A 17,650-nucleotide genomic window follows, 5' to 3' on the forward strand; every position below is an offset into this window, starting at 1 on the left:
AGATAGATTATAATATTTTTCTTCCAGAAATATAGAATTAATCAGAAAAGATGGAGAGACTATGAAAGTTAAGATAAAGATAAAGAGGTTTAACGGAAAGGATCATTACTTTGATCAGTTTGATGTACAGATTGAGGACAGAACAACTGTTCTTGAAGCATTGATGCATATAAAAGATTACATGGATAACTCATTATCATTCAGAGCCCAGTGCCGTTCAGCTATATGTGGAACATGCGCTGTTAAGATTGGTGAGAATCATGTTTTAGCCTGTAAAACAAAAGTAAAACAGTTTGTTCAGGATGGTGTTTTAACTGTTGAACCTGCAGGAAATCTGCCTGTTATAAAGGATCTTATTACCGATCAGGATATATTCCTTTTAAAACTGAAGGATGCAAAGGCATGGTTTGTTCCATCTGAAAAGTTTGAGCCTGTTTATCCTGATGATCTGAAACTTTATGAAAAGGAGACAGACTGTATACTGTGCGGTATATGTTACAGTGTCTGTCCTGTTTTCCAGACAGGTCAGGAGTTTGGAGGTCCTATAAATTTTGTAAAGATTTTCAGGTTCTGGAAAGACAAAAATGATGCCCTTAAAGATCAGAGGATAGTTATAGCTGATAAAAACAGGATAACAGCATGTGTTCACTGTAAGTACTGCACATTTTCCTGTCCTAAAGAGATACCTGTTGAGCAGGATATACTCCAGCTAAAATTTTTCGGAAAACAGAAAGGTATCATAAAGGAGGAACAGGAAGGTTCTGGTGGTTTCTCAACACCTTTCGGCTTTTAATCCTGAGAGGAGAACCTTTCAGCGTAAAGATAAAGCATATTGTCTATAAGAACTATCACTATAGGTGCAAGGAATATACCTATAAAACCAAAAAGATTAAGACCACCTAATATGGCGAAAAAGAGTATAACAGGATGAATATTTGTTTTATCACCTATAACAACAGGTTTTATTATGTTATCAACAAGACTTATAACAAAAGTTCCCCAAAGAGCAAATAAAAATCCTGTAAGAAATCCCTTAGAGATAAAAAGATAGATAGCTATAGGTATCCATACCAAGGATGCACCACCAATAGGTAAAAATGCTGCTATAAAGGTTATAAACGCCCAGAAAAGGCTGAACTCCAGACCTGCTGTGAAATAACCTATAAACGAGAGTATTCCCTGTGCTATAGCTGTTAAAACAGATCCGAGAACAACACCCTGTATGGCCGTGTATGTTTTTGATAAGAGGAAGTTCTTATCCTTCTCAGGTAGAGGTATAAGCTTTAAAACCCTGTCATACAGACTCTCTCCATCTTTAAAAAGGAAAAATATCGTAACAAGCATTATACCTATACCGATTATCAGAAATGTTATATTTATAAAGAGACTTTTACCCTGTTCTATAAGAAAGTTCGCTATATTACTGAGAATATTTCTAAGAACGGTATTAAGATCTATCTCTATATGAAGTGTCTGGAGGGACTGTAAGAATATCTTATGTATTGAGGAAAGTATCGGTATCTGGTTTATGTAATACTCAATTGTATGTCCTTCCGATACAGCCTGTATGATAACCGGATAAAGTGATATAACCTGATTTGTGAAAAATGCTATCAGAACTATAGAGGGAACGATTATAAACATGAAAACAATGGCTGTTGAGATAAGGGATGAAAGAAGTGTACTTTTAAGCTTGTGGTCTAACTTTTTCTTTACTGGATAGAATATTATCGTTATAAGTATTGACAGTATTATTACTTTTAAAAATGGTAAAAACAGTAAATACCCTAAAAAAAGAAAGAAAGATAGGAAAATAAAAAAAAATATATTTCCTATCTGTCCGTAATTAGAACCCAACTATTTTATTACTCTTCTCCTCTTTTTAATGCACCTGCTAGAAATGCGAGTGCTCCTGTAAAGATTGTGAAAATAGCCATAATGATGAAAGGTAACCATGCATCCATGCCGCTAACCTCCTTTTTATTTAGAGCACTTTTAATTTATTTTTAAAATACTGTATCGTATTTTCAAGCCCTTCGTCAAGAGAGACTTTTGGTTCCCATCCGAGAACCTCTTTAGCCTTTGTTATGTCAGGACATCTCTGTCTTGGATCATCTTCAGGTAAAGGTCTGAACACTATACCTGATCTTGATCCTGTTTTTTCAATGATTATCTTCGCAAAATCAATAATCCTGTATTCGTCCGGGTTTCCTAAATTGAAAACCTCCCCTTCTATACCTTCCTTCACAGAAACCCTGAATATCCCCTCAACAAGATCATCTATATAGCAGAAACTTCTTGTCTGACTTCCATCTCCGTAAACTGTAAGATCCTCTCCTCTTAAAGCCTGAGATATAAAGTTTGGAACAACCCTCCCATCATTAAGCCTCATCCTTGGACCGTATGTATTGAAAATTCTAACTATTCTCACATCTATATGATGTTCCCTGTGGTAAGCCATTGTCATCGCTTCCGAAAATCTTTTAGCCTCATCATATACAGACCTTGGTCCTATAGGGTTCACATTTCCCCAGTATGTTTCTGGCTGTGGATGAACCTGAGGATCTCCATATATCTCTGATGTTGAGGCAAATATATATCTTGCCTTTTTAGCCTTTGCAAGTCCAAGTGTGTGTAGTGTCCCAAGGGAGTCAACCTTCATGGTATGTATGGGATGTTGAAGGTAATCTACAGGGCTTGCAGGACAGGCAAAATGTAGAACAAGATCAATATCATCTGGAACATATATGTAGTTTGTAACATCGTACTTTATAAACTTAAAGTTTTCCTCACCAAAAAGGTGAGCTATATTGTCGGGACTTCCTGTTAGAAAGTTATCAAGACCTATAACATAAAAACCTTCCTTCAAAAATCTGTCACATAGATGACTTCCGATAAAACCTGCTGCTCCTGTTATTAATACTTTCATTACCCACCTTCATATATTTTCATTAGTTCTCTGTATCCCTTCTTCGATATTATCTTTAAAGGAATCTTGTAATGTTTAAAAACAAGCTCCTTAAAGATATATGCAGGATAACCTTTAACCTTGAAACTATTTTTTACCATACCTACGCCGTATTTTCCACCTAATGCAGAAACCATACCTTTAAATTCTGGTTTTTTATAGTTTAAAGGTTCACCTTTCAGTATTGATTTTATATAATCAGCAACTATCTCTCCTGACTGTATCGCTATCTGAGCTGTAGGTGGTATTATATTTCCCGTATCTGGATCTCTTATCTCTGCACAGTCACCTATAGCAAAAACATTATCAAAACCCTCAACACGAAAATATTTATCAGTGTAGGCCTGATTTTTCCTGTTCATCTTGATACCAAGTCGTGGTATTAACGTACTTCCAATAATACCTCCAGTCCATATGAGAAAATCCATCTTTATCTCAGTTCCATCTTCCAGGAAAACCTTATCGGGTTCAACCTTTGTTATCTTCTTTCCCGTTATTATATCAACCCCAAGTGACTTAAGTCTGTTGTATGCAACCTCAAGAACGTAAGGATGCTGCCCGGGAAGTATTGTATCAGCAGCCTCAATTAATGTTATACTCAGTCCTTCACACAGGAAACCTATCTTTTTAAAGAACATCTTTGCGTAGTAGGCCATCTCTGCAGCTATCTCAACACCGGCGAGACCTGCACCACCTACTACTATATTAAACTGCTTGTCCTTCTCGATATAACATTTGTCCTCTTCCTGTATCTTTTTCAGAATCTTCTGCTCAAATTTCTGTTTAAAGTCAAGACTCCTTGTTAATGTTTTTACACCTGAGGAATGTTTCCTTAATCCTTCTATAGGAGGGAAAAATGTTCTGCTTCCAACGGCAAGAACAAGATAATCATACTGAAGACCGAACTTCTCACCTATAACTGTATTTTTGTCAAAATCTATCTTTATAACCTTATCTTTAAAAAAATAGACCGTTTTTCCAAGTCCCTGTGCAAGTGTTGAAAGATCTATTATAACGTCTGATATCAGATATTTGTTAGCTATAAAGTTATAGACTTCAGGCTGAAGGAAGTGGTAAGGATTTTTATCTATAAGGTAAACTTCAGCGTCAAGGTTGTACTTTGCGAATCTTTTGGCGAAGGAAACACCTCCGTAACCTCCGCCTACTACGACGATCTTTTTCATTATTTTTCATATCCTGATATATATTTTATATATTTTTATTATCGGAGGTTTTTTCTATCCCTCAAGAATTTTTAATGCTTCATCAACAGTTATACCTTCGTGTACTATCTTTGATAGAACATAAGTTATCTTTGATACGTTATCATGCTGGAATATATTCCTTCCAACTGATAGTCCTGCACATCCTGCAACAACAACAGCATCATATATCATCTGTAAAAGCTCTTTATCTGAGCTTACCTTTGGTCCCCCTGCTATAACAACAGGAACTGGGCATCCCTCAACAACCTTTCTGAATGTTTCAGGATCTCCTGTGTAAGGAACCTTAACTATGTCAGCTCCAAGCTCTGCACCAATTCTTGCTATATGCGCAACAGCGTCAGGATCAAAAGGATTCTTAACCTCTGGACCTCTGTAGTAGATCATAGCAACAAGTGGCATCTGCCATTCAATACATGCCTTTGATACAGCACCAAAATCCTTCAGCATCTGTTTTTCATCTTCAGCACCTATATTAACATGTATTGATACACCATCAGCACCGAGTTTTATAGCCTCTTCAACTGTACATACGAGAACCTTATCATTCTTTCTTATAGATAGATCTGTTGATGCTGACATGTGAACAATAAGACCTACATCTTTACCTTTCCCTCTGTGTCCCTGCTCAACCATCCCTTTATGGAGAATTATCGCATTTGCACCACCTTCAGCTATCTTCTCAACTGTATCCTTTATATTAATTATCCCTTTCATTGGACCTGAGCTAACACCGTGATCCATAGGAACTATCACAGTTTTTCCTGTGTCCCTGTTCATTATCCTTTCCAGTCTCACTCTCTTTCCGATGCCCAACTTCTTCCTCCTTATCTCCTTGTTTTATATAATTTTACCAGCAATAAAACCTAAAATAAAAGAAATGACAGCGATAATAATAAGTTTTTTATTCTCATCCGTTTTGTATGGAGAAGGTCTTTTACCCCTTTCCCTCATATAATCCCTGTCATAAAGACCCATCTTCCTTGACCTCTTCAGTTATCTCTTTAACTGTTACATTCTGTTTAGCTTTTAGATCTTCTATCTCTTTCTGGTATTTTTTTATCTCCTCATTCAGTTTTTCTTTCTCTTCGTTGCACTTTTTTATACTTTTTTCAAGACTGCTGATCTCTTTTTTCAGTTTCAGTTTTTCTATCTTGAATGATATCCAGTCTGTAATTGTGAATATAAGTATAAGAACAGCACCAAGTATAACACTTATTATGATAACAAGGGCAAGTGGTATCTCAGGTGTTTTGTATGTAGGTAGAAGATTTACGGATATACTTGGCTGTGTGTTCATTGATACAAAGTAAGCAACAGCGAGTAAGATTATAAGCCATAGAATAAGTTTGATCTTATTCAGCATCTTCTTCCTCTATCTCTTTTATAGCTTTTTTTATCTTTGTGTAAATATCCTTAAGATCCTGGGATATAACCTTTACCTCGCCTATAACGGGCATAAAATTAGTATCCCCGTTCCATCTTGGAACTATATGATTATGAATATGATCTTCAAGACCTGCACCTGCAACCCTGCCTAAGTTATAGCCAATATTAAAACCCTCTGGATTTAAGGCTTTTCTTAATGCCTTTACCATCATCTGTGTAACCTTTGATATCTCACAGAGGGTTTCATGATCAATCTGTGTAAAATCTCCTATATGCTCATTTGGGCATACCATTACATGACCTGCATTGTAAGGAAAAAGGTTCATGATAACAAAAACCCTTTTTCCCCTGTACAGAACAAGTTTTTTCTCGTCATCATCGGATCTGTATGCATCGCACAAAAAACATTCTTCAATCTTATCGTATGTTTCAATATACTGTGATCTCCATGGTGAGTATAATCTCTCCATTCCTCCTCCTTAAACTATCTGTTTTGGATCAACATCAATAATTAATTTTATACCTTTTTCTGATGATTTTTCATAAAGTCTCTTCAGTTTCTCTTTTTCTTTAAAATCCTTAAGTATTATCTGGACTCTATTTCTGTCCCTTATCTTTGATCTGTATGCGTAAAAAACCCCTTCATAATCAATATTTCTGATTTTTTCATCCTTAAGCCATTTCTCAAATATACTTTTTACAGACTCTATGCTTAGACCTTTCTTCTCAAAAGTCAGGAGAATGAATCTTCTGAAAGGTGGAAGTCCGGAGATTTTTCTGTTTTCAAGCTCACTTTCGTAGAATAATGAAGGTTTTTTTTCAGAAAGTGATAATAAAGCTGGATTTTCTTTCGCATTTGTTAAGACTATATACCTTTCCTTTGATAAGAACAAAGGCTGAAATAAAGATTTGAAGAATACCTCATCCCCTTTAAAATCAGGCATAAAGAGAAATATATCAGGATAAACATTTATAACAAAATCATACCTATCATAAACAAACTCCTTATCCATTACAGTTGTTCCAACTTTTATCCTTGTTTTTCTTTCCTCATCAATAAATGAGACCTGATCTGGAAATATCTTTTTTATATCCTCGTATATCTTTTCTGTTCCAGTTCCTATCTCCTTAAGTTCAAGATCACATCTTAAGCATCTGTCCAAATACTGGTATTTCTTCCCACATACCTCACATTTTGTATATTTGGTGTCTTCCTTGTGGATCTTTAATGGGTAATCACATCTCTCACACAGAACTTCCTCCTCACATCTTTCACAGTAAAGAAATGATGCGTAACCTTTTCTGTTACTTAAAATAAGTACCGTTTTATCCTCAGGGATCTTTTTAAGCTCAGTGATATACATACCCTTTTCATACTTTTTAATCAAAATCTCCGTATTTATACCGGTAATGTCTTCCTTTTTTTCCAGATTCTTTAAAAGTCCTTTACCAAGTGAGTAGTAGCTCTCAACTGAGGGGACTGAGGAGCCGTAGATAACGGATATTCCTTCTGAGTGTCTGTAGATCTCATAAACAGCTCTTCTCAGATCAAATCTTGGAGTCCTTAAAGGCTTATAACTGTCAGACTGCTCTTCCTCTATTATTATCAGTGAGAGATCCTTTGCCGGGACAAATGCTGAGCTGTAAGTCCCAACAATTATAAATCCGGATGATTCCATCAGTGAGAACCATATATCTGTCTTGTCCTTCTCAGGAATTCCATCAAAGTAAGGTATGACCCTCTCTCCAAATTTTTCATTCAGATCTCTGTATACCTTTTTTACTGATGCTACATTTGGAAATATTATTATTCCTGTTTTTCCCTCTTTTAAAAGCTTTGAAAAAATAGAGATATACTTTTTCAGTCTTGTATCTGGATCATCAAAGCTGTATACATAAACCCCTTTTCTCCTTTTTTCTGTGGAGAAAGATCCCTTCTCCTGCCTTAATCTTATCCCTTCCCTTAGATGTATATTTATCTTTTTTATAAGACCCTTCTCAAAAAGTGTATCAACAGTTTTTTTTGAAAATCCAAGCTCTCTTATCTGATCTAAACTCAGCTCACCTTTCTCTATAAGTATCTCAAGAAGCTCCCTTGATCTTTTTGTAAGCTTTATGCTACTGTCAATCCTCGTTATATCTGGTGTTATAACATAGTTTATCTCACCTTTAGTTATCCATCTTTTCTTCTCCCTGCTGTACTCCCACCTTAAACCTTCAGGGATGAGATTGTTTAAGGAGATACCTATAGGTGATATGTAGTAATCTGATATGTTTTTTATAGCCTTTATATAGTTTTCAGGAAATACAGGTTTTTTATCAGGAAAATCTATAACATCCCTTATATTTCTTATATCTTCTGTGTTCTGCGAAATATCTGTTATTATCCCTGAGAAACCTTTTTTCTTAAAAGGAACTAAAACCCTTCTGCCTATGAGCTTTTTATCTCCAACTGATCTTAAAAGTGATGAGGGTATTCTGTAAGTGAATGTCATAAACTGGGCTACAGGGAGTGCAACCTCAACGTATATATCTTTTTCAAAAAATTCATCTGACAACTTTTACAGCTCTTCTATAGTTATGTTGCTGTTTGTGTATATACATATCTCTCCTGCTATCTTCATGGCCTCTTCAACGATCTGCCTCGCTGAAAGATCTGTATTTCTGTAAAGTGCAAGTGCAGCAGATCTTGCGTAATCTCCTCCTGATCCTATCGCCAGAACTGGCTCATCAGGTTCTATAACATCTCCATTTCCCGATATAAGAAGCATTATCTCCTTATCAGCTGCTACCATAACAGCCTCAAGTCTTCTTAAAAATTTATCTGTTCTCCAGTCTTTTGCAAGTTCAACAGCGGCTCTTAAAAGATTTCCCCTGTATTTGTTAAGCTTTTCCTCAAGTCTTTCCATAAGTGCAAGTCCGTCAGCTGCAGAGCCTGCAAAACCTACAACTATCTTCCCCTCATATAGCTTTCTTATCTTTCTTGCAGATGCTTTCATAACTGAGTTACCAAGTGTGACCTGTCCATCACCTGCGATAACAGTTTTGCCGTCCCTTCTGACAATACATATCGTTGTGCTTTTAGTTCTGCTCATTTTCTTTTACACTCTCTTTGTTTTTTGTGAGTATCTCAGGATCATAAAGGAAAAGCCTTTTAGCAAAAAGGAAATGTCTGAGATAAAAGTCCTTATCAATATCAGATATTATTATCCTTTTACTACCTGAAGAGGCGTGTATCATCTTCCCTTCACCTATGTATATACCAACATGTGATGGGAATTTTGCGTATGTCTGGAAGAATAGAAGATCTCCAGGCTGAAGATTCTCCCTGCTTACAAAAAGACCGTACTCAGCCTGATATCTTGCTGTCCTTGGAAGCTGTATACCTGCCATTGCATAAACCTTCTGGACAAAGGCTGAACAGTCCATACCTCTACTTGTTTCCCCACCAAATATGTAGTTAATCCCGAGAAAACCTATCGCAAAATCAACTATATCCTTCTGGAACTTGGGAGCGGGAATACCGTCATCAACCATAACAGCTCTGTACTTTTCCTTTGCATAAGGAACCTTCAGACTGTTGTAGTAATCGTTCTCTATCAGCTGGTATTTTTTGCTTTTTGCAAATGAGAGACCTGAGAGAATTAGAACCGTTAAAACTGCAGATATAACCCTACCCATTGACATTCCTCATATTATAAAATTTTCCAATATTATTAAATCATAATCGTTGATAGATTAATAATAGTTTATAATAAAATCATGAAAAAGATTAGACCAACTTCAGGTAAAGTAAAACAGGCTTTATTTAATATTCTATACGATATTACAGGTGAGAGTTTCCTTGATCTCTTTGCAGGAACAGGTGAGATAGGTCTGACAGCTGTAAAAAAGGGGGCTTCTCAGGTTATATTTGTTGAGAAGGACAGAAAGAGGGCTGAGCAGATAAAGAAAAAGGTCTCAAAATACACACAGAATTTTAAGGTTATAACTGCCGATGCTATAAAATTTTTGAAAAATTATAAAAAAGAGGCTTTTGATATAATCTTTGCTGATCCACCTTACGATTATAAAGATTATGAGAAGCTTATAGATCTTGCCCTTGAAAAACTTTCAGAAAATGGCGTTTTTATACTTGAACACAGATCGGATAGACATTTTGGTGCTGATGAGGAGAGAACTTATGGGGACACAACATTATCATTCTGGAGAAAGGCATGATAACAAAGGTTTGCGTTTATCCTGGAACTTTTGATCCTGTTCATTACGGGCATATAGATATTGTTAAGAGAGCCTTAAATGTTTTTGAGAATGTTATAGTTGCTATAGCTGAAAATCCTAAGAAAAAGCCCCTTTTCAGTATAGATGAAAGGGTTGATATGTTCAGGGAGTCAATAAAGGAGTTCTCAGACAGGGTTATTGTGGAATCATTTGAAGGACTTCTGATTAATTTTATGAGAAAGTACAACACAAAGATCATAGTCAGAGGAGTGAGACTTTTTACAGATTTTGAGTATGAGCTGCAGATAGCGATGACAAACTACAATCTTGATAAAGTTGAGACATTCTTCCTTATGCCTTCTCAGGAGCTTATACATATAAGCTCATCAATTGTTAAAGATGTTGCATTACACCACGGTGATCTTTCCAAAATGGTTCATCCTTATGTTGAAAAAAAATTAAGGGAGAAGTTTAAGGTGTGAAGATGAGGTGGTTAGTTTTAATTTTACTGATGTTTGTTAGCTCCTGTGGGTACAGGGCTACAGACTTTACAGAGAAGAAGGCTGAGGGAAAGCTGCAGGATATATTCTGTGTAAGGAGTGTTGATATAAACACACCAGAGGCAACAGCTGTTGATATTTTTTACAGATATGTAAGTCAGGCTGTTCTATCAGCAGGTTACAGACTTGAATGTTCAAAATGGACAGACAGATATGTCTACCTCACAGTAAAAAGGCTTGATGTTAAGCCTATCGGTTACTCAATATCACAGAGGGCTTACATTTATAAGGTCAGTGGTATTATGGAGCTAACGGTTGAAGATAAGGAAAAAAATGTTATTTTATCAAGGGAGATATGGGAGACAGTTCAGTATATCGGTTCTGGATTGAGTGCCGATATTGAAAGGAGATACGCTATTGAGGAGCTTGCAAGACTCGTTGAAGCAAGGATATTTTCTATACTAACAGAGCTTGAGTGATGGCAGAGACAAATATTATTCAGCTTATTAAAAATTTCAGTTTTGAGGATCTATTACCTGTAAATCTTGTTTACGGTAAAGAGGAGCTGTTAAAGAGGCAGCTTATTGATAAGGTTAAGTCTTTTAAGGGTGAGGATATCCATATACTGTGGGGGGATGAAACCTCTGTGAAGGAGATAGAGGAGATATTCTCAAGTTCTTCACTTTTTTCAAAGGGAAATATAGCTGTTTTATGGGATCTTGAGAGTTTTATAAAAAATCTGAAAAAGGGAGATACTGAAAGATTTTTAGATACTCTCAGAAAGATAAACAGTCCTGACAGATTTTTTATAATATCAAATAAGGATAAACTACCTGCAAAAGAGCCTTATAAAAGTTTAAAAGAGATAGCAAATATAATCGTTTCAGCACCGTTAACACCTAAGGCCTTTGTTCTTTCAATAAAGAAAAAGATAGAGGGAAATGGGAAAAAGATAGATGACAGAACAGTTCTGTATCTATCCTCAAAGCTGAAAAATGATCTTATGTATGCAAAACAGGAGATAGAAAAGCTCCTCCTATATGTTTCTGATAAAGATGAGATAACGGAAGAGGATATTGATAAAGTTGTTATACCAAAGATTGAGGAAAATATATTTGTTTTCCTTAATAGATTTTTCTCAAAAGATCCAAAGGCTGTAGAGATCTTTATCAATCTTATAGAAACAACACATCATCCATTTGAGGTACAGTCTTTCTTACTTGGTCAGCTTAACAAACTGCTTGTATTCAGATCTTTACTTGATGAAGGAAAACCTTTAGATGCTGTATTTTCCCAGCTTGGGATAAAACATCCTGCACAGAAGGGAACATTTCAGAAGCTGGTCTCTGTTCTATCAAAGGAAGACCTGATAGAGATGATTAAGGAGCTGTATAAACTTGAGATACAGCAGAAGGTTTACTACAGTGATATATATGAGAGCTCAACAGAGTATGTGATAAAGATGGTGAATGGATAATGGAAATCTTAAGGGAAGAGAGCTTTGATATAGATCTCAGACCTAAAAGTATAGATGATTATATAGGTCAGGATGAGGTAAAAAAACAGATAAAGATATTTGTTGATGCCTCAAAAAAAACAGGTAAAACACTTGATCATATACTTATAGGCGGTCCACCTGGACTTGGGAAAACATCACTTGCACAGGTTATAGCCAGGGAGCTGGGGAAGAATATTGTGTTCACCTCAGGTCCTGTCCTTGAGAAGAAGGGAGATATAGCTGGTATACTCTCCTCACTTGAGGAGGGGGATATACTCTTTATAGATGAGATCCATAGACTCAATCCTTCTGTAGAGGAGGCTTTATATCCTGCAATGGAGGATTTCTGCCTTGATATAATCATAGGAAAGGGAAGCAGTTCAAGATCTGTAAGGATAGATATACCACCTTTTACGCTGATAGGAGCAACAACAAGATCAGGGATGTTAACATCCCCCTTAATATCAAGATTTGGGATAATACTTCATATTGATTATTACGATACGGATTCCCTAACAAGGATAGTCTTAAGATCTGCAAAGATACTCGGTATAAAGATAACAGAAAATGGGGCAAGGGAGATAGCAAGAAGGTCAAGGGGAACTCCAAGAATAGCAAACAGATTTTTAAAAAGGGTTTACGACTTTGCTGTTGTAAAAAAAGACGGAACTGTAACTGAAGATACAGCAAGGGAGGCGCTTGATTTTTTAGGAATAGACAGTTACGGTCTTGACAGCAGGGACAGAAAGTATCTCCAGATAATAATTGAAAAGTTCAACGGAAAACCTGTAGGTCTCAACACTCTCTCTTCAGCTCTGTCAGAGGACAGGTACACAATAGAGGAGATAATTGAGCCGTTTCTTTTAAGATCAGGTTTTATAGAGAGAACACCAAAGGGTAGAAAGCCGACAGATAAAGCCTTAAAAATATTCAAAAAAATTTGAAAATATCACAGATATTATATATATTAAGTAAACCTGAAATAAAACACCGTTTTATTTTTTAAGGAGGTTTAACATTGACAGCTGTTGTAGAGAACAAAGAGGCTTTAATTGAGAGAATAAATTATCTGAGAAAGAAAAAAAATGCTGTTCTTCTCGCACATTTCTACCAGAGAGGAGAGATACAGGACATAGCAGACTATGTTGGTGATTCCCTTGAGCTTGCAAGGAGGGCACAGGAAACTGATGCTGACATTATTGTTTTCTCAGGTGTGAGATTTATGGCTGAAACGGCAAAAATACTCAATCCAACAAAAAAAGTTCTCCATCCAAACCCTGAAAGTGGCTGTCCTATGGCTGATATGGCCACAGTTGAAGGTGTTTTGAAACTTAAAGAGGAGCATCCGGACGCTGTTGTTGTTTCATATATAAACACAAATGCAGATGTCAAAACAATATCTGATGTTATTGTTACATCAAGAAATGCTGTAAAAGTGGTTAAGGCTTTGGATGCAAAGAAGATAATATTTGTTCCAGACCAGTTTCTTGGAAGCTATATAGCAAGGCAGGTTCCAGAGAAGGAGTTTATACTCTGGAAAGGATTCTGTCCTCCACATTTTAATCTAACACCTGATCAGCTTCTTGCACTTAAAGAGAGATATCCTGATGCCAAGATAGCTGTTCATCCAGAGTGTAACACTGAGACCGTTAAGATAGCAGATTTTGTTGGAAGTACATCACAGATAATTGAGTTTGCAACAACCTGTGACTCTAAGAATGTGATAATAGGAACGGAGATAGGTCTAAAACACTGGCTTGAGAAGTTAAACCCAGACAAGAACTATATATTCCCTGTTAATGCAGACTACTGTGGAACCATACACTGCTGTGATATGAAGAAGAACACACTTGAGAAGATAGCTGATGTTTTAGAGAGGGAGATTAATGAGATAGTTCTTCCAGAGGATATTATAGAAAAAGCGAAAAAACCATTAGATAAGATGCTTGAGATAGTTTAAAAAAAGCCCCTTACGGGGCAAAGGGACGGGAGAGAGGGGGAAGGGGTTAGTACTGGGGGACTGTCGGATCTATAAATTCAGACCACGCCAAAATACCACCTTCAACATTTTTAACATTTTTAAACCCTTTTTCCATAAGCCATAAAGTTGCCTGAAGGCTTCTGTTTCCGCTTCTACAGATTATGTATATAGGTTTATCCTTAGGAAGCTTGTCTATAACTGCGGGAAGTTTCATAAGTGGAATTAGCATAGCCTCTTTTTCTCTTATCCTTGAAAACTCATACTCCTGAGGTTCTCTAACGTCTAGAAGGATAAAATCCTCACCGCTGTCTATCTTTTCCTTGAGCTCATTTACTGAGATATGTATCTTGCTGTAAGTCTCTCTGTCTAAAAACAAGGCTGATCCTCCGTTTTTTTTATTTTTAAATTTAACAACAGCATTAGATTATTTTTATAATCTATATCATAAATTTAGAATATAAAGATTTTTTTATCTTGTGAGATGGATCATTTATAAAAAGATAAAAACAGGTATGCTAAAATCTTAAAGAGACAAAATCTTAAGGAGTAAGGTATGTTTGAGATAGAACAGAGAGAGATTATAAATGTTCCAGAGAATATAAAAAATATACTGAGGAAGGAGATAGGGGAATATAAAGTTCTTGATGATGATATGGACAGGCTTCTCTATTCTTACGATGCAACAAGGATAAAAATGCTTCCTTCAGTTGTCGTTATACCAGAGACAGAAGAGGAGGTAAGAAAGGTAGTAAGTATATGCTATCAGGAGGGAATACCTGTAACCCCAAGGGGTGCAGGATCAGGATATACGGGAGGAGCTCTTCCTGTTAAAGGTGGTGTTCTTGTTTCATTTGAGAAGATGGACAGAATACTTGAGATAGATGAGGAAAACGCTGTAGCCAGGGTTCAGCCTGGCGTGGTTACATATAAACTCCAGCAGGAGGTTGAAAAAAGAGGGCTTTTCTATCCACCAGATCCTGCAAGCTACAAGTTCTGCACAATTGGGGGAAATGTTGCTGAGAATGCTGGAGGTCCAAGATGTGTTAAGTATGGGGTTACAAGAGAGTATGTTATGGAGCTAAACACTGTAATATACAGCGGTGAGATTATACACACAGGGAGACCTACACTGAAGGATGTTGCAGGATACGATATAACAAGGGTTCTTATAGGAAGTGAGGGAACTTTAGGCCTTTTCACAGAGATAACATTAAAGCTTATACCTAAACCTAAAGCTTCAAAAACAGTGAAGGCTATATTCTCAGATATAGCTTCTGTAGGAAAAACTGTAAAGGATATATTCAAGGCGGGAATATCCCCTTCCGCCCTTGAGTTTATGGATAAACTTGCTATAAACGCTGTTGAGGATTTTGGTCATTTTGGACTGCCGAGAGATGCTGAAGTTTTATTACTTATTGAGGTTGACGGGCATCCAAAGGCTTTAGAGGAGGAGATAGTTGAGGTGGCAAGAATATGTGAGCTTAATGGAGCATCTGTTGAGATAGCCCAGACAGATAGAGAGGCTGAAAATCTGTGGACTGCGAGAAGATCACTATCACCTGCCGTATCAAAACTGGGAAGGGTTAAGATAAACGAGGATATAGTATTCCCAAGAAGTTATCTCCCTGAAGCACTCCCTCAGCTCAGGGATATTGGTAAGAGATACAATCTGAAGATGGTAAATTTTGGACATATCGGTGATGGAAATGTTCATGCAAACTTCATGATAAGCGGTCTTGATCCTGATGAGCTGAAAAGGACGGAAAAGGCTGTGGAAGAGGTGTTTGATCTTGCCTTGAAGTACGGTGGATCAATAACCGGAGAACATGGTGTAGGTATAACAAAAGCATCATTTATGAAAAAGATGTTCAAGCCTAAAGAGATAGAGATAATGAGGGGAATAAAGTCAGTCTTTGATCCGGAAGGTCTGATAAATCCCGGCAAGATGGGTCTGTGAAAATAATTTTTTCTTAATAATAATTTTTGATTTATAATAATAATAGATCTCTTATGCAAGTCTGGGGGAAAATTATATGAGACTGAAGATTCAGATAGAGACTGAGTGTGTTCCTATAATCTACAGACATCGTGTTGTTTCATTTATTAAAGAGGCTCTAAAAAAATCAAACGGAAGTTATAAGGACTTTCTATACCAGAACAAGATAACAAAACCTTTCACATTCAATCTAGTTCTACCAAAAAACAGGGAGGCAAACAAAACTTTAATAAAGATAGATGATAACTTCAGTGTTGAGGATATAGTTTTCTCACTTAAGGACAGATGTATAACAATTTATATAAGCTCACTTGACAGAGGATTTATAAACAGTCTTTACAGAGGGATAAAGAGGCTGAAATTTTTTGATTTCAGCTGGAATGACAGTATGCTTGTTGAAGGGAAGAAGATAATATGGAAGGTCAGAAGTATAACTGTCTTTCCTGATAAAGTTATAAAAGAGTCATCAGTACTATTCAAAACAAACTCACCTATGATAATTGAGGATAAAGAGGACAGACCTGTTCTTTTCAATCAGCCTGAGTTTGAGGAATGTCTTAACGAGATAGCTGACAGGATACTTAAGGCAAAACATATTAAAGGCTCAGGTTTATCAAAACCTTTAAGGTTTGAGCCTGTTGAGATGAGGAAACAGGTCGTCAAGCATACACTTAAGGATTTCAGGGACAAAACAGGTAAACCTGTGATGTATCTTACCGGGAACTCAGGTGTATTCAGGCTTTCAGGGGACCCTTCAGACCTGAATATACTTCACAAGATAGGTATAGGAAACAGGACAGGTCAGGGTTTTGGGATGATTGAGCTTGTAAGTCAGTAGGTCTCCGGAAATATCTTTTTTGCCTCTTCTATTATTCTGTAGCTGTTTTTTCCATATCTCCTTGAGAAATGAAAAACTACAAGCTTTTTGACCTCTGCTTCCTTTGCTATCTTACCTGTCTGGTCAGCTGTTAGATGGAAAACCTTTGAGGCCTGTTCTTTGTCTTCAGGTAGAAAAACAGCTTCACAGTAAAGAATATCAGAGTTTTTCACAAGCTGGACTATCTTTTTCCTGTTTTCTTCAGAGTATATAACATCTGTTACATAGGATATCTTGTATCCTGGGAGTGTGTAGCTGAACTGATCCTTAAGGTACTCATAACTGTATTCTTTTCCAGCTATCTGGAAATTTTTTCCCCTGTTTTTTTCATCCTCTAAAAATCTCTTAAAATCACCTATCTCCTTTCCTTTTAAAGGCAGTTCCTTGATCTTTTCTTTTTTCAGGTATAGTTTTTCTTTGTACTCAAAGGAATAACCGAGAACATTTATCTTGTGATCCAGAACGGCAAATCTAACTCTGTAGTTCTGATCTTCGTAAATGATATCATTCTCAGCCTTCTCCTCTTTTATAAAATCCTTTGCAAACTTTTTCTTTATATCATAGCTATAGTACTCAAACCTTCCCTCATTCCACTGTTTAAGATTGAAAACAAGCTGGGGCTCATACTCAACGAGATTCCATGTGTACCCCTGCAGTTTACAGTAAAGATTATCAGCGATTGGTGAAATACCAAAGATATCAACCGTATGTGGTTTTCCAAGTTTGTTTCTGAGTAGATGGTCAAAGCCTATAAAATGATCCATATGTGTGTGGGTTATAAATACCTTTGTTATCTTTCTTAAAAGATGTCTGTCCAGCCTTCTTATATTTCCGACATCAAAAAGTATATACTCTCCAAGACTTTCTATCTCAATAACTATACCTGGATCGTCAGTTCTCTCATTTATCAGATAATGTTTTATCCTTGGTTTTGCCATCCCAGTTCCTTGTTAGAAATAGATATTATTTTTATATTTAAATACACCTAATATTTGAC

At 36.4% G+C, this 17,650-nt stretch carries 21 protein-coding genes; 9 read left to right on the forward strand and 12 right to left on the reverse strand.

Going from position 1 to position 17,650, the window contains the following annotated elements:
- Positions 1-61: 61 nt before the first annotated feature.
- Positions 62-793, forward strand: a complete 732-nt coding sequence (locus PERMA_RS08650; RefSeq protein ID WP_012675321.1) for a succinate dehydrogenase/fumarate reductase iron-sulfur subunit — start codon at positions 62-64, stop codon at positions 791-793.
- On the opposite strand, the gene PERMA_RS08655 is transcribed toward PERMA_RS08650, so the two are convergent.
- The 10 genes from PERMA_RS08655 to PERMA_RS08695 form a co-directional block, all read right to left on the reverse strand.
- Positions 790-1,857 (reverse strand): AI-2E family transporter, encoded by a 1,068-nt coding sequence (locus tag PERMA_RS08655; RefSeq protein ID WP_012676969.1) that lies wholly within the window; start codon positions 1,855-1,857, stop codon positions 790-792. The two genes, PERMA_RS08650 and PERMA_RS08655, sit on opposite strands and share 4 nt — an antisense overlap.
- Positions 1,858-1,984: 127 nt before the next feature.
- On the reverse strand, positions 1,985-2,929 hold the full coding sequence (locus PERMA_RS08660; protein WP_012676434.1) for a UDP-glucuronic acid decarboxylase family protein: 945 nt from the start codon (positions 2,927-2,929) through the stop codon (positions 1,985-1,987).
- Positions 2,929-4,152, reverse strand: a complete 1,224-nt coding sequence (locus PERMA_RS08665) for an NAD(P)/FAD-dependent oxidoreductase (RefSeq protein ID WP_012676843.1) — start codon at positions 4,150-4,152, stop codon at positions 2,929-2,931. The genes PERMA_RS08660 and PERMA_RS08665 overlap by 1 nt, the downstream gene beginning before the upstream one ends.
- Before the next feature lie 54 nt (positions 4,153-4,206).
- Positions 4,207-5,007 carry a 2-amino-3,7-dideoxy-D-threo-hept-6-ulosonate synthase gene (locus PERMA_RS08670; protein WP_012675743.1) on the reverse strand — a complete coding sequence of 267 codons (801 nt, stop codon included), beginning with the start codon at positions 5,005-5,007 and terminating at the stop codon, positions 4,207-4,209.
- A gap of 24 nt (positions 5,008-5,031) precedes the next feature.
- Positions 5,032-5,169, reverse strand: a complete 138-nt coding sequence (locus PERMA_RS10785) for a hypothetical protein (protein WP_015898901.1) — start codon at positions 5,167-5,169, stop codon at positions 5,032-5,034.
- A complete protein-coding gene (locus PERMA_RS08675) occupies positions 5,156-5,557 on the reverse strand; it encodes a LapA family protein (protein WP_012676146.1) in 402 nt (133 codons plus the stop codon). The genes PERMA_RS10785 and PERMA_RS08675 overlap by 14 nt, the downstream gene beginning before the upstream one ends.
- Entirely contained in the window at positions 5,547-6,050 is a 504-nt protein-coding gene (locus tag PERMA_RS08680) for an HIT family protein (protein ID WP_012676243.1), read from the reverse strand. The genes PERMA_RS08675 and PERMA_RS08680 overlap by 11 nt, the downstream gene beginning before the upstream one ends.
- Positions 6,051-6,059: 9 nt before the next feature.
- Positions 6,060-8,138 carry a primosomal protein N' family DNA-binding protein gene (locus PERMA_RS08685; RefSeq protein WP_012676786.1) on the reverse strand — a complete coding sequence of 693 codons (2,079 nt, stop codon included), beginning with the start codon at positions 8,136-8,138 and terminating at the stop codon, positions 6,060-6,062.
- Positions 8,139-8,141: 3 nt separating this feature from the next.
- A complete protein-coding gene (gene hslV, locus PERMA_RS08690; protein WP_012675687.1) occupies positions 8,142-8,675 on the reverse strand; it encodes an ATP-dependent protease subunit HslV in 534 nt (177 codons plus the stop codon).
- Positions 8,662-9,261 (reverse strand): C40 family peptidase, encoded by a 600-nt coding sequence (locus PERMA_RS08695; RefSeq protein ID WP_012676531.1) that lies wholly within the window; start codon positions 9,259-9,261, stop codon positions 8,662-8,664. The genes hslV and PERMA_RS08695 overlap by 14 nt, the downstream gene beginning before the upstream one ends.
- Positions 9,262-9,342: 81 nt before the next feature.
- On the opposite strand from PERMA_RS08695, the gene PERMA_RS08700 reads away from it, so the two are divergent.
- The 6 genes from PERMA_RS08700 (at position 9,343) to nadA (ending at position 13,759) form a co-directional block, all read left to right on the forward strand.
- Entirely contained in the window at positions 9,343-9,801 is a 459-nt protein-coding gene (locus tag PERMA_RS08700; RefSeq protein WP_012676254.1) for an RsmD family RNA methyltransferase, read from the forward strand.
- Entirely contained in the window at positions 9,798-10,283 is a 486-nt protein-coding gene (coaD, locus tag PERMA_RS08705) for a pantetheine-phosphate adenylyltransferase (protein WP_015898933.1), read from the forward strand. The genes PERMA_RS08700 and coaD overlap by 4 nt, the downstream gene beginning before the upstream one ends.
- Positions 10,284-10,285: 2 nt before the next feature.
- A complete protein-coding gene (locus PERMA_RS08710; RefSeq protein ID WP_041530927.1) occupies positions 10,286-10,780 on the forward strand; it encodes a hypothetical protein in 495 nt (164 codons plus the stop codon).
- Positions 10,780-11,778, forward strand: coding sequence for a DNA polymerase III subunit delta (holA, locus tag PERMA_RS08715; RefSeq protein WP_012675631.1), 999 nt, complete (start codon positions 10,780-10,782; stop codon positions 11,776-11,778). Before PERMA_RS08710 ends, holA begins: the two co-directional genes overlap by 1 nt.
- The gene (ruvB, locus tag PERMA_RS08720; RefSeq protein WP_012676845.1) at positions 11,778-12,743 is read left to right on the forward strand and encodes a Holliday junction branch migration DNA helicase RuvB; all 966 of its coding nucleotides are present in this window, start codon (positions 11,778-11,780) and stop codon (positions 12,741-12,743) included. The genes holA and ruvB overlap by 1 nt, the downstream gene beginning before the upstream one ends.
- Positions 12,744-12,817: 74 nt before the next feature.
- On the forward strand, positions 12,818-13,759 hold the full coding sequence (gene nadA, locus PERMA_RS08725; RefSeq protein WP_012675794.1) for a quinolinate synthase NadA: 942 nt from the start codon (positions 12,818-12,820) through the stop codon (positions 13,757-13,759).
- Positions 13,760-13,805: 46 nt separating this feature from the next.
- On the opposite strand, the gene PERMA_RS08730 is transcribed toward nadA, so the two are convergent.
- Complete coding sequence (locus tag PERMA_RS08730; protein WP_015898978.1) at positions 13,806-14,156, reverse strand: rhodanese-like domain-containing protein; 351 nt, start codon at positions 14,154-14,156, stop codon at positions 13,806-13,808.
- Positions 14,157-14,333: 177 nt separating this feature from the next.
- Between PERMA_RS08730 and PERMA_RS08735 the strand changes: the two genes are divergently transcribed.
- A complete protein-coding gene (locus PERMA_RS08735; protein WP_012676767.1) occupies positions 14,334-15,737 on the forward strand; it encodes an FAD-binding oxidoreductase in 1,404 nt (467 codons plus the stop codon).
- 76 nt (positions 15,738-15,813) lie between these two features.
- Positions 15,814-16,614: a CRISPR-associated endoribonuclease Cas6 gene (gene cas6, locus PERMA_RS08740; RefSeq protein WP_012675739.1), complete on the forward strand. Its 801-nt coding sequence runs from the start codon at positions 15,814-15,816 to the stop codon at positions 16,612-16,614.
- Here cas6 and PERMA_RS08745 read toward each other — a convergent pair.
- Positions 16,608-17,591, reverse strand: a complete 984-nt coding sequence (locus PERMA_RS08745; protein ID WP_012676855.1) for an MBL fold metallo-hydrolase — start codon at positions 17,589-17,591, stop codon at positions 16,608-16,610. The genes cas6 and PERMA_RS08745 overlap by 7 nt on opposite strands.
- Between the last annotated feature and the right edge of the window lie 59 nt (positions 17,592-17,650).

Origin of the sequence: Persephonella marina EX-H1 (assembly GCF_000021565.1) — a bacterium.
In the GTDB taxonomy this organism is placed as follows: Bacteria; Aquificota; Aquificia; order Aquificales; family Hydrogenothermaceae; genus Persephonella; species Persephonella marina.

Bases quoted from the DNA above. Each gene is read 5' to 3' on its own strand.
- PERMA_RS08680 (WP_012676243.1), bottom strand. From the start codon at position 6,050: ATGGAGAGATTATACTCACCATGGAGATCACAGTATATTGAAACATAC.
- ruvB (WP_012676845.1), top strand. From the start codon at position 11,778: ATGGAAATCTTAAGGGAAGAGAGCTTTGATATAGATCTCAGACCTAAA.
- PERMA_RS08650 (WP_012675321.1), top strand. From the start codon at position 62: ATGAAAGTTAAGATAAAGATAAAGAGGTTTAACGGAAAGGATCATTAC.
- holA (WP_012675631.1), top strand. From the start codon at position 10,780: ATGGCAGAGACAAATATTATTCAGCTTATTAAAAATTTCAGTTTTGAG.
- cas6 (WP_012675739.1), top strand. From the start codon at position 15,814: ATGAGACTGAAGATTCAGATAGAGACTGAGTGTGTTCCTATAATCTAC.
- PERMA_RS08665 (WP_012676843.1), bottom strand. From the start codon at position 4,152: ATGAAAAAGATCGTCGTAGTAGGCGGAGGTTACGGAGGTGTTTCCTTC.
- PERMA_RS08745 (WP_012676855.1), bottom strand. From the start codon at position 17,591: ATGGCAAAACCAAGGATAAAACATTATCTGATAAATGAGAGAACTGAC.
- hslV (WP_012675687.1), bottom strand. From the start codon at position 8,675: ATGAGCAGAACTAAAAGCACAACGATATGTATTGTCAGAAGGGACGGC.
- PERMA_RS08695 (WP_012676531.1), bottom strand. From the start codon at position 9,261: ATGGGTAGGGTTATATCTGCAGTTTTAACGGTTCTAATTCTCTCAGGT.
- coaD (WP_015898933.1), top strand. From the start codon at position 9,798: ATGATAACAAAGGTTTGCGTTTATCCTGGAACTTTTGATCCTGTTCAT.
- PERMA_RS10785 (WP_015898901.1), bottom strand. From the start codon at position 5,169: ATGGGTCTTTATGACAGGGATTATATGAGGGAAAGGGGTAAAAGACCT.
- PERMA_RS08710 (WP_041530927.1), top strand. From the start codon at position 10,286: ATGAGGTGGTTAGTTTTAATTTTACTGATGTTTGTTAGCTCCTGTGGG.
- PERMA_RS08700 (WP_012676254.1), top strand. From the start codon at position 9,343: ATGAAAAAGATTAGACCAACTTCAGGTAAAGTAAAACAGGCTTTATTT.
- PERMA_RS08660 (WP_012676434.1), bottom strand. From the start codon at position 2,929: ATGAAAGTATTAATAACAGGAGCAGCAGGTTTTATCGGAAGTCATCTA.
- PERMA_RS08735 (WP_012676767.1), top strand. From the start codon at position 14,334: ATGTTTGAGATAGAACAGAGAGAGATTATAAATGTTCCAGAGAATATA.
- PERMA_RS08675 (WP_012676146.1), bottom strand. From the start codon at position 5,557: ATGCTGAATAAGATCAAACTTATTCTATGGCTTATAATCTTACTCGCT.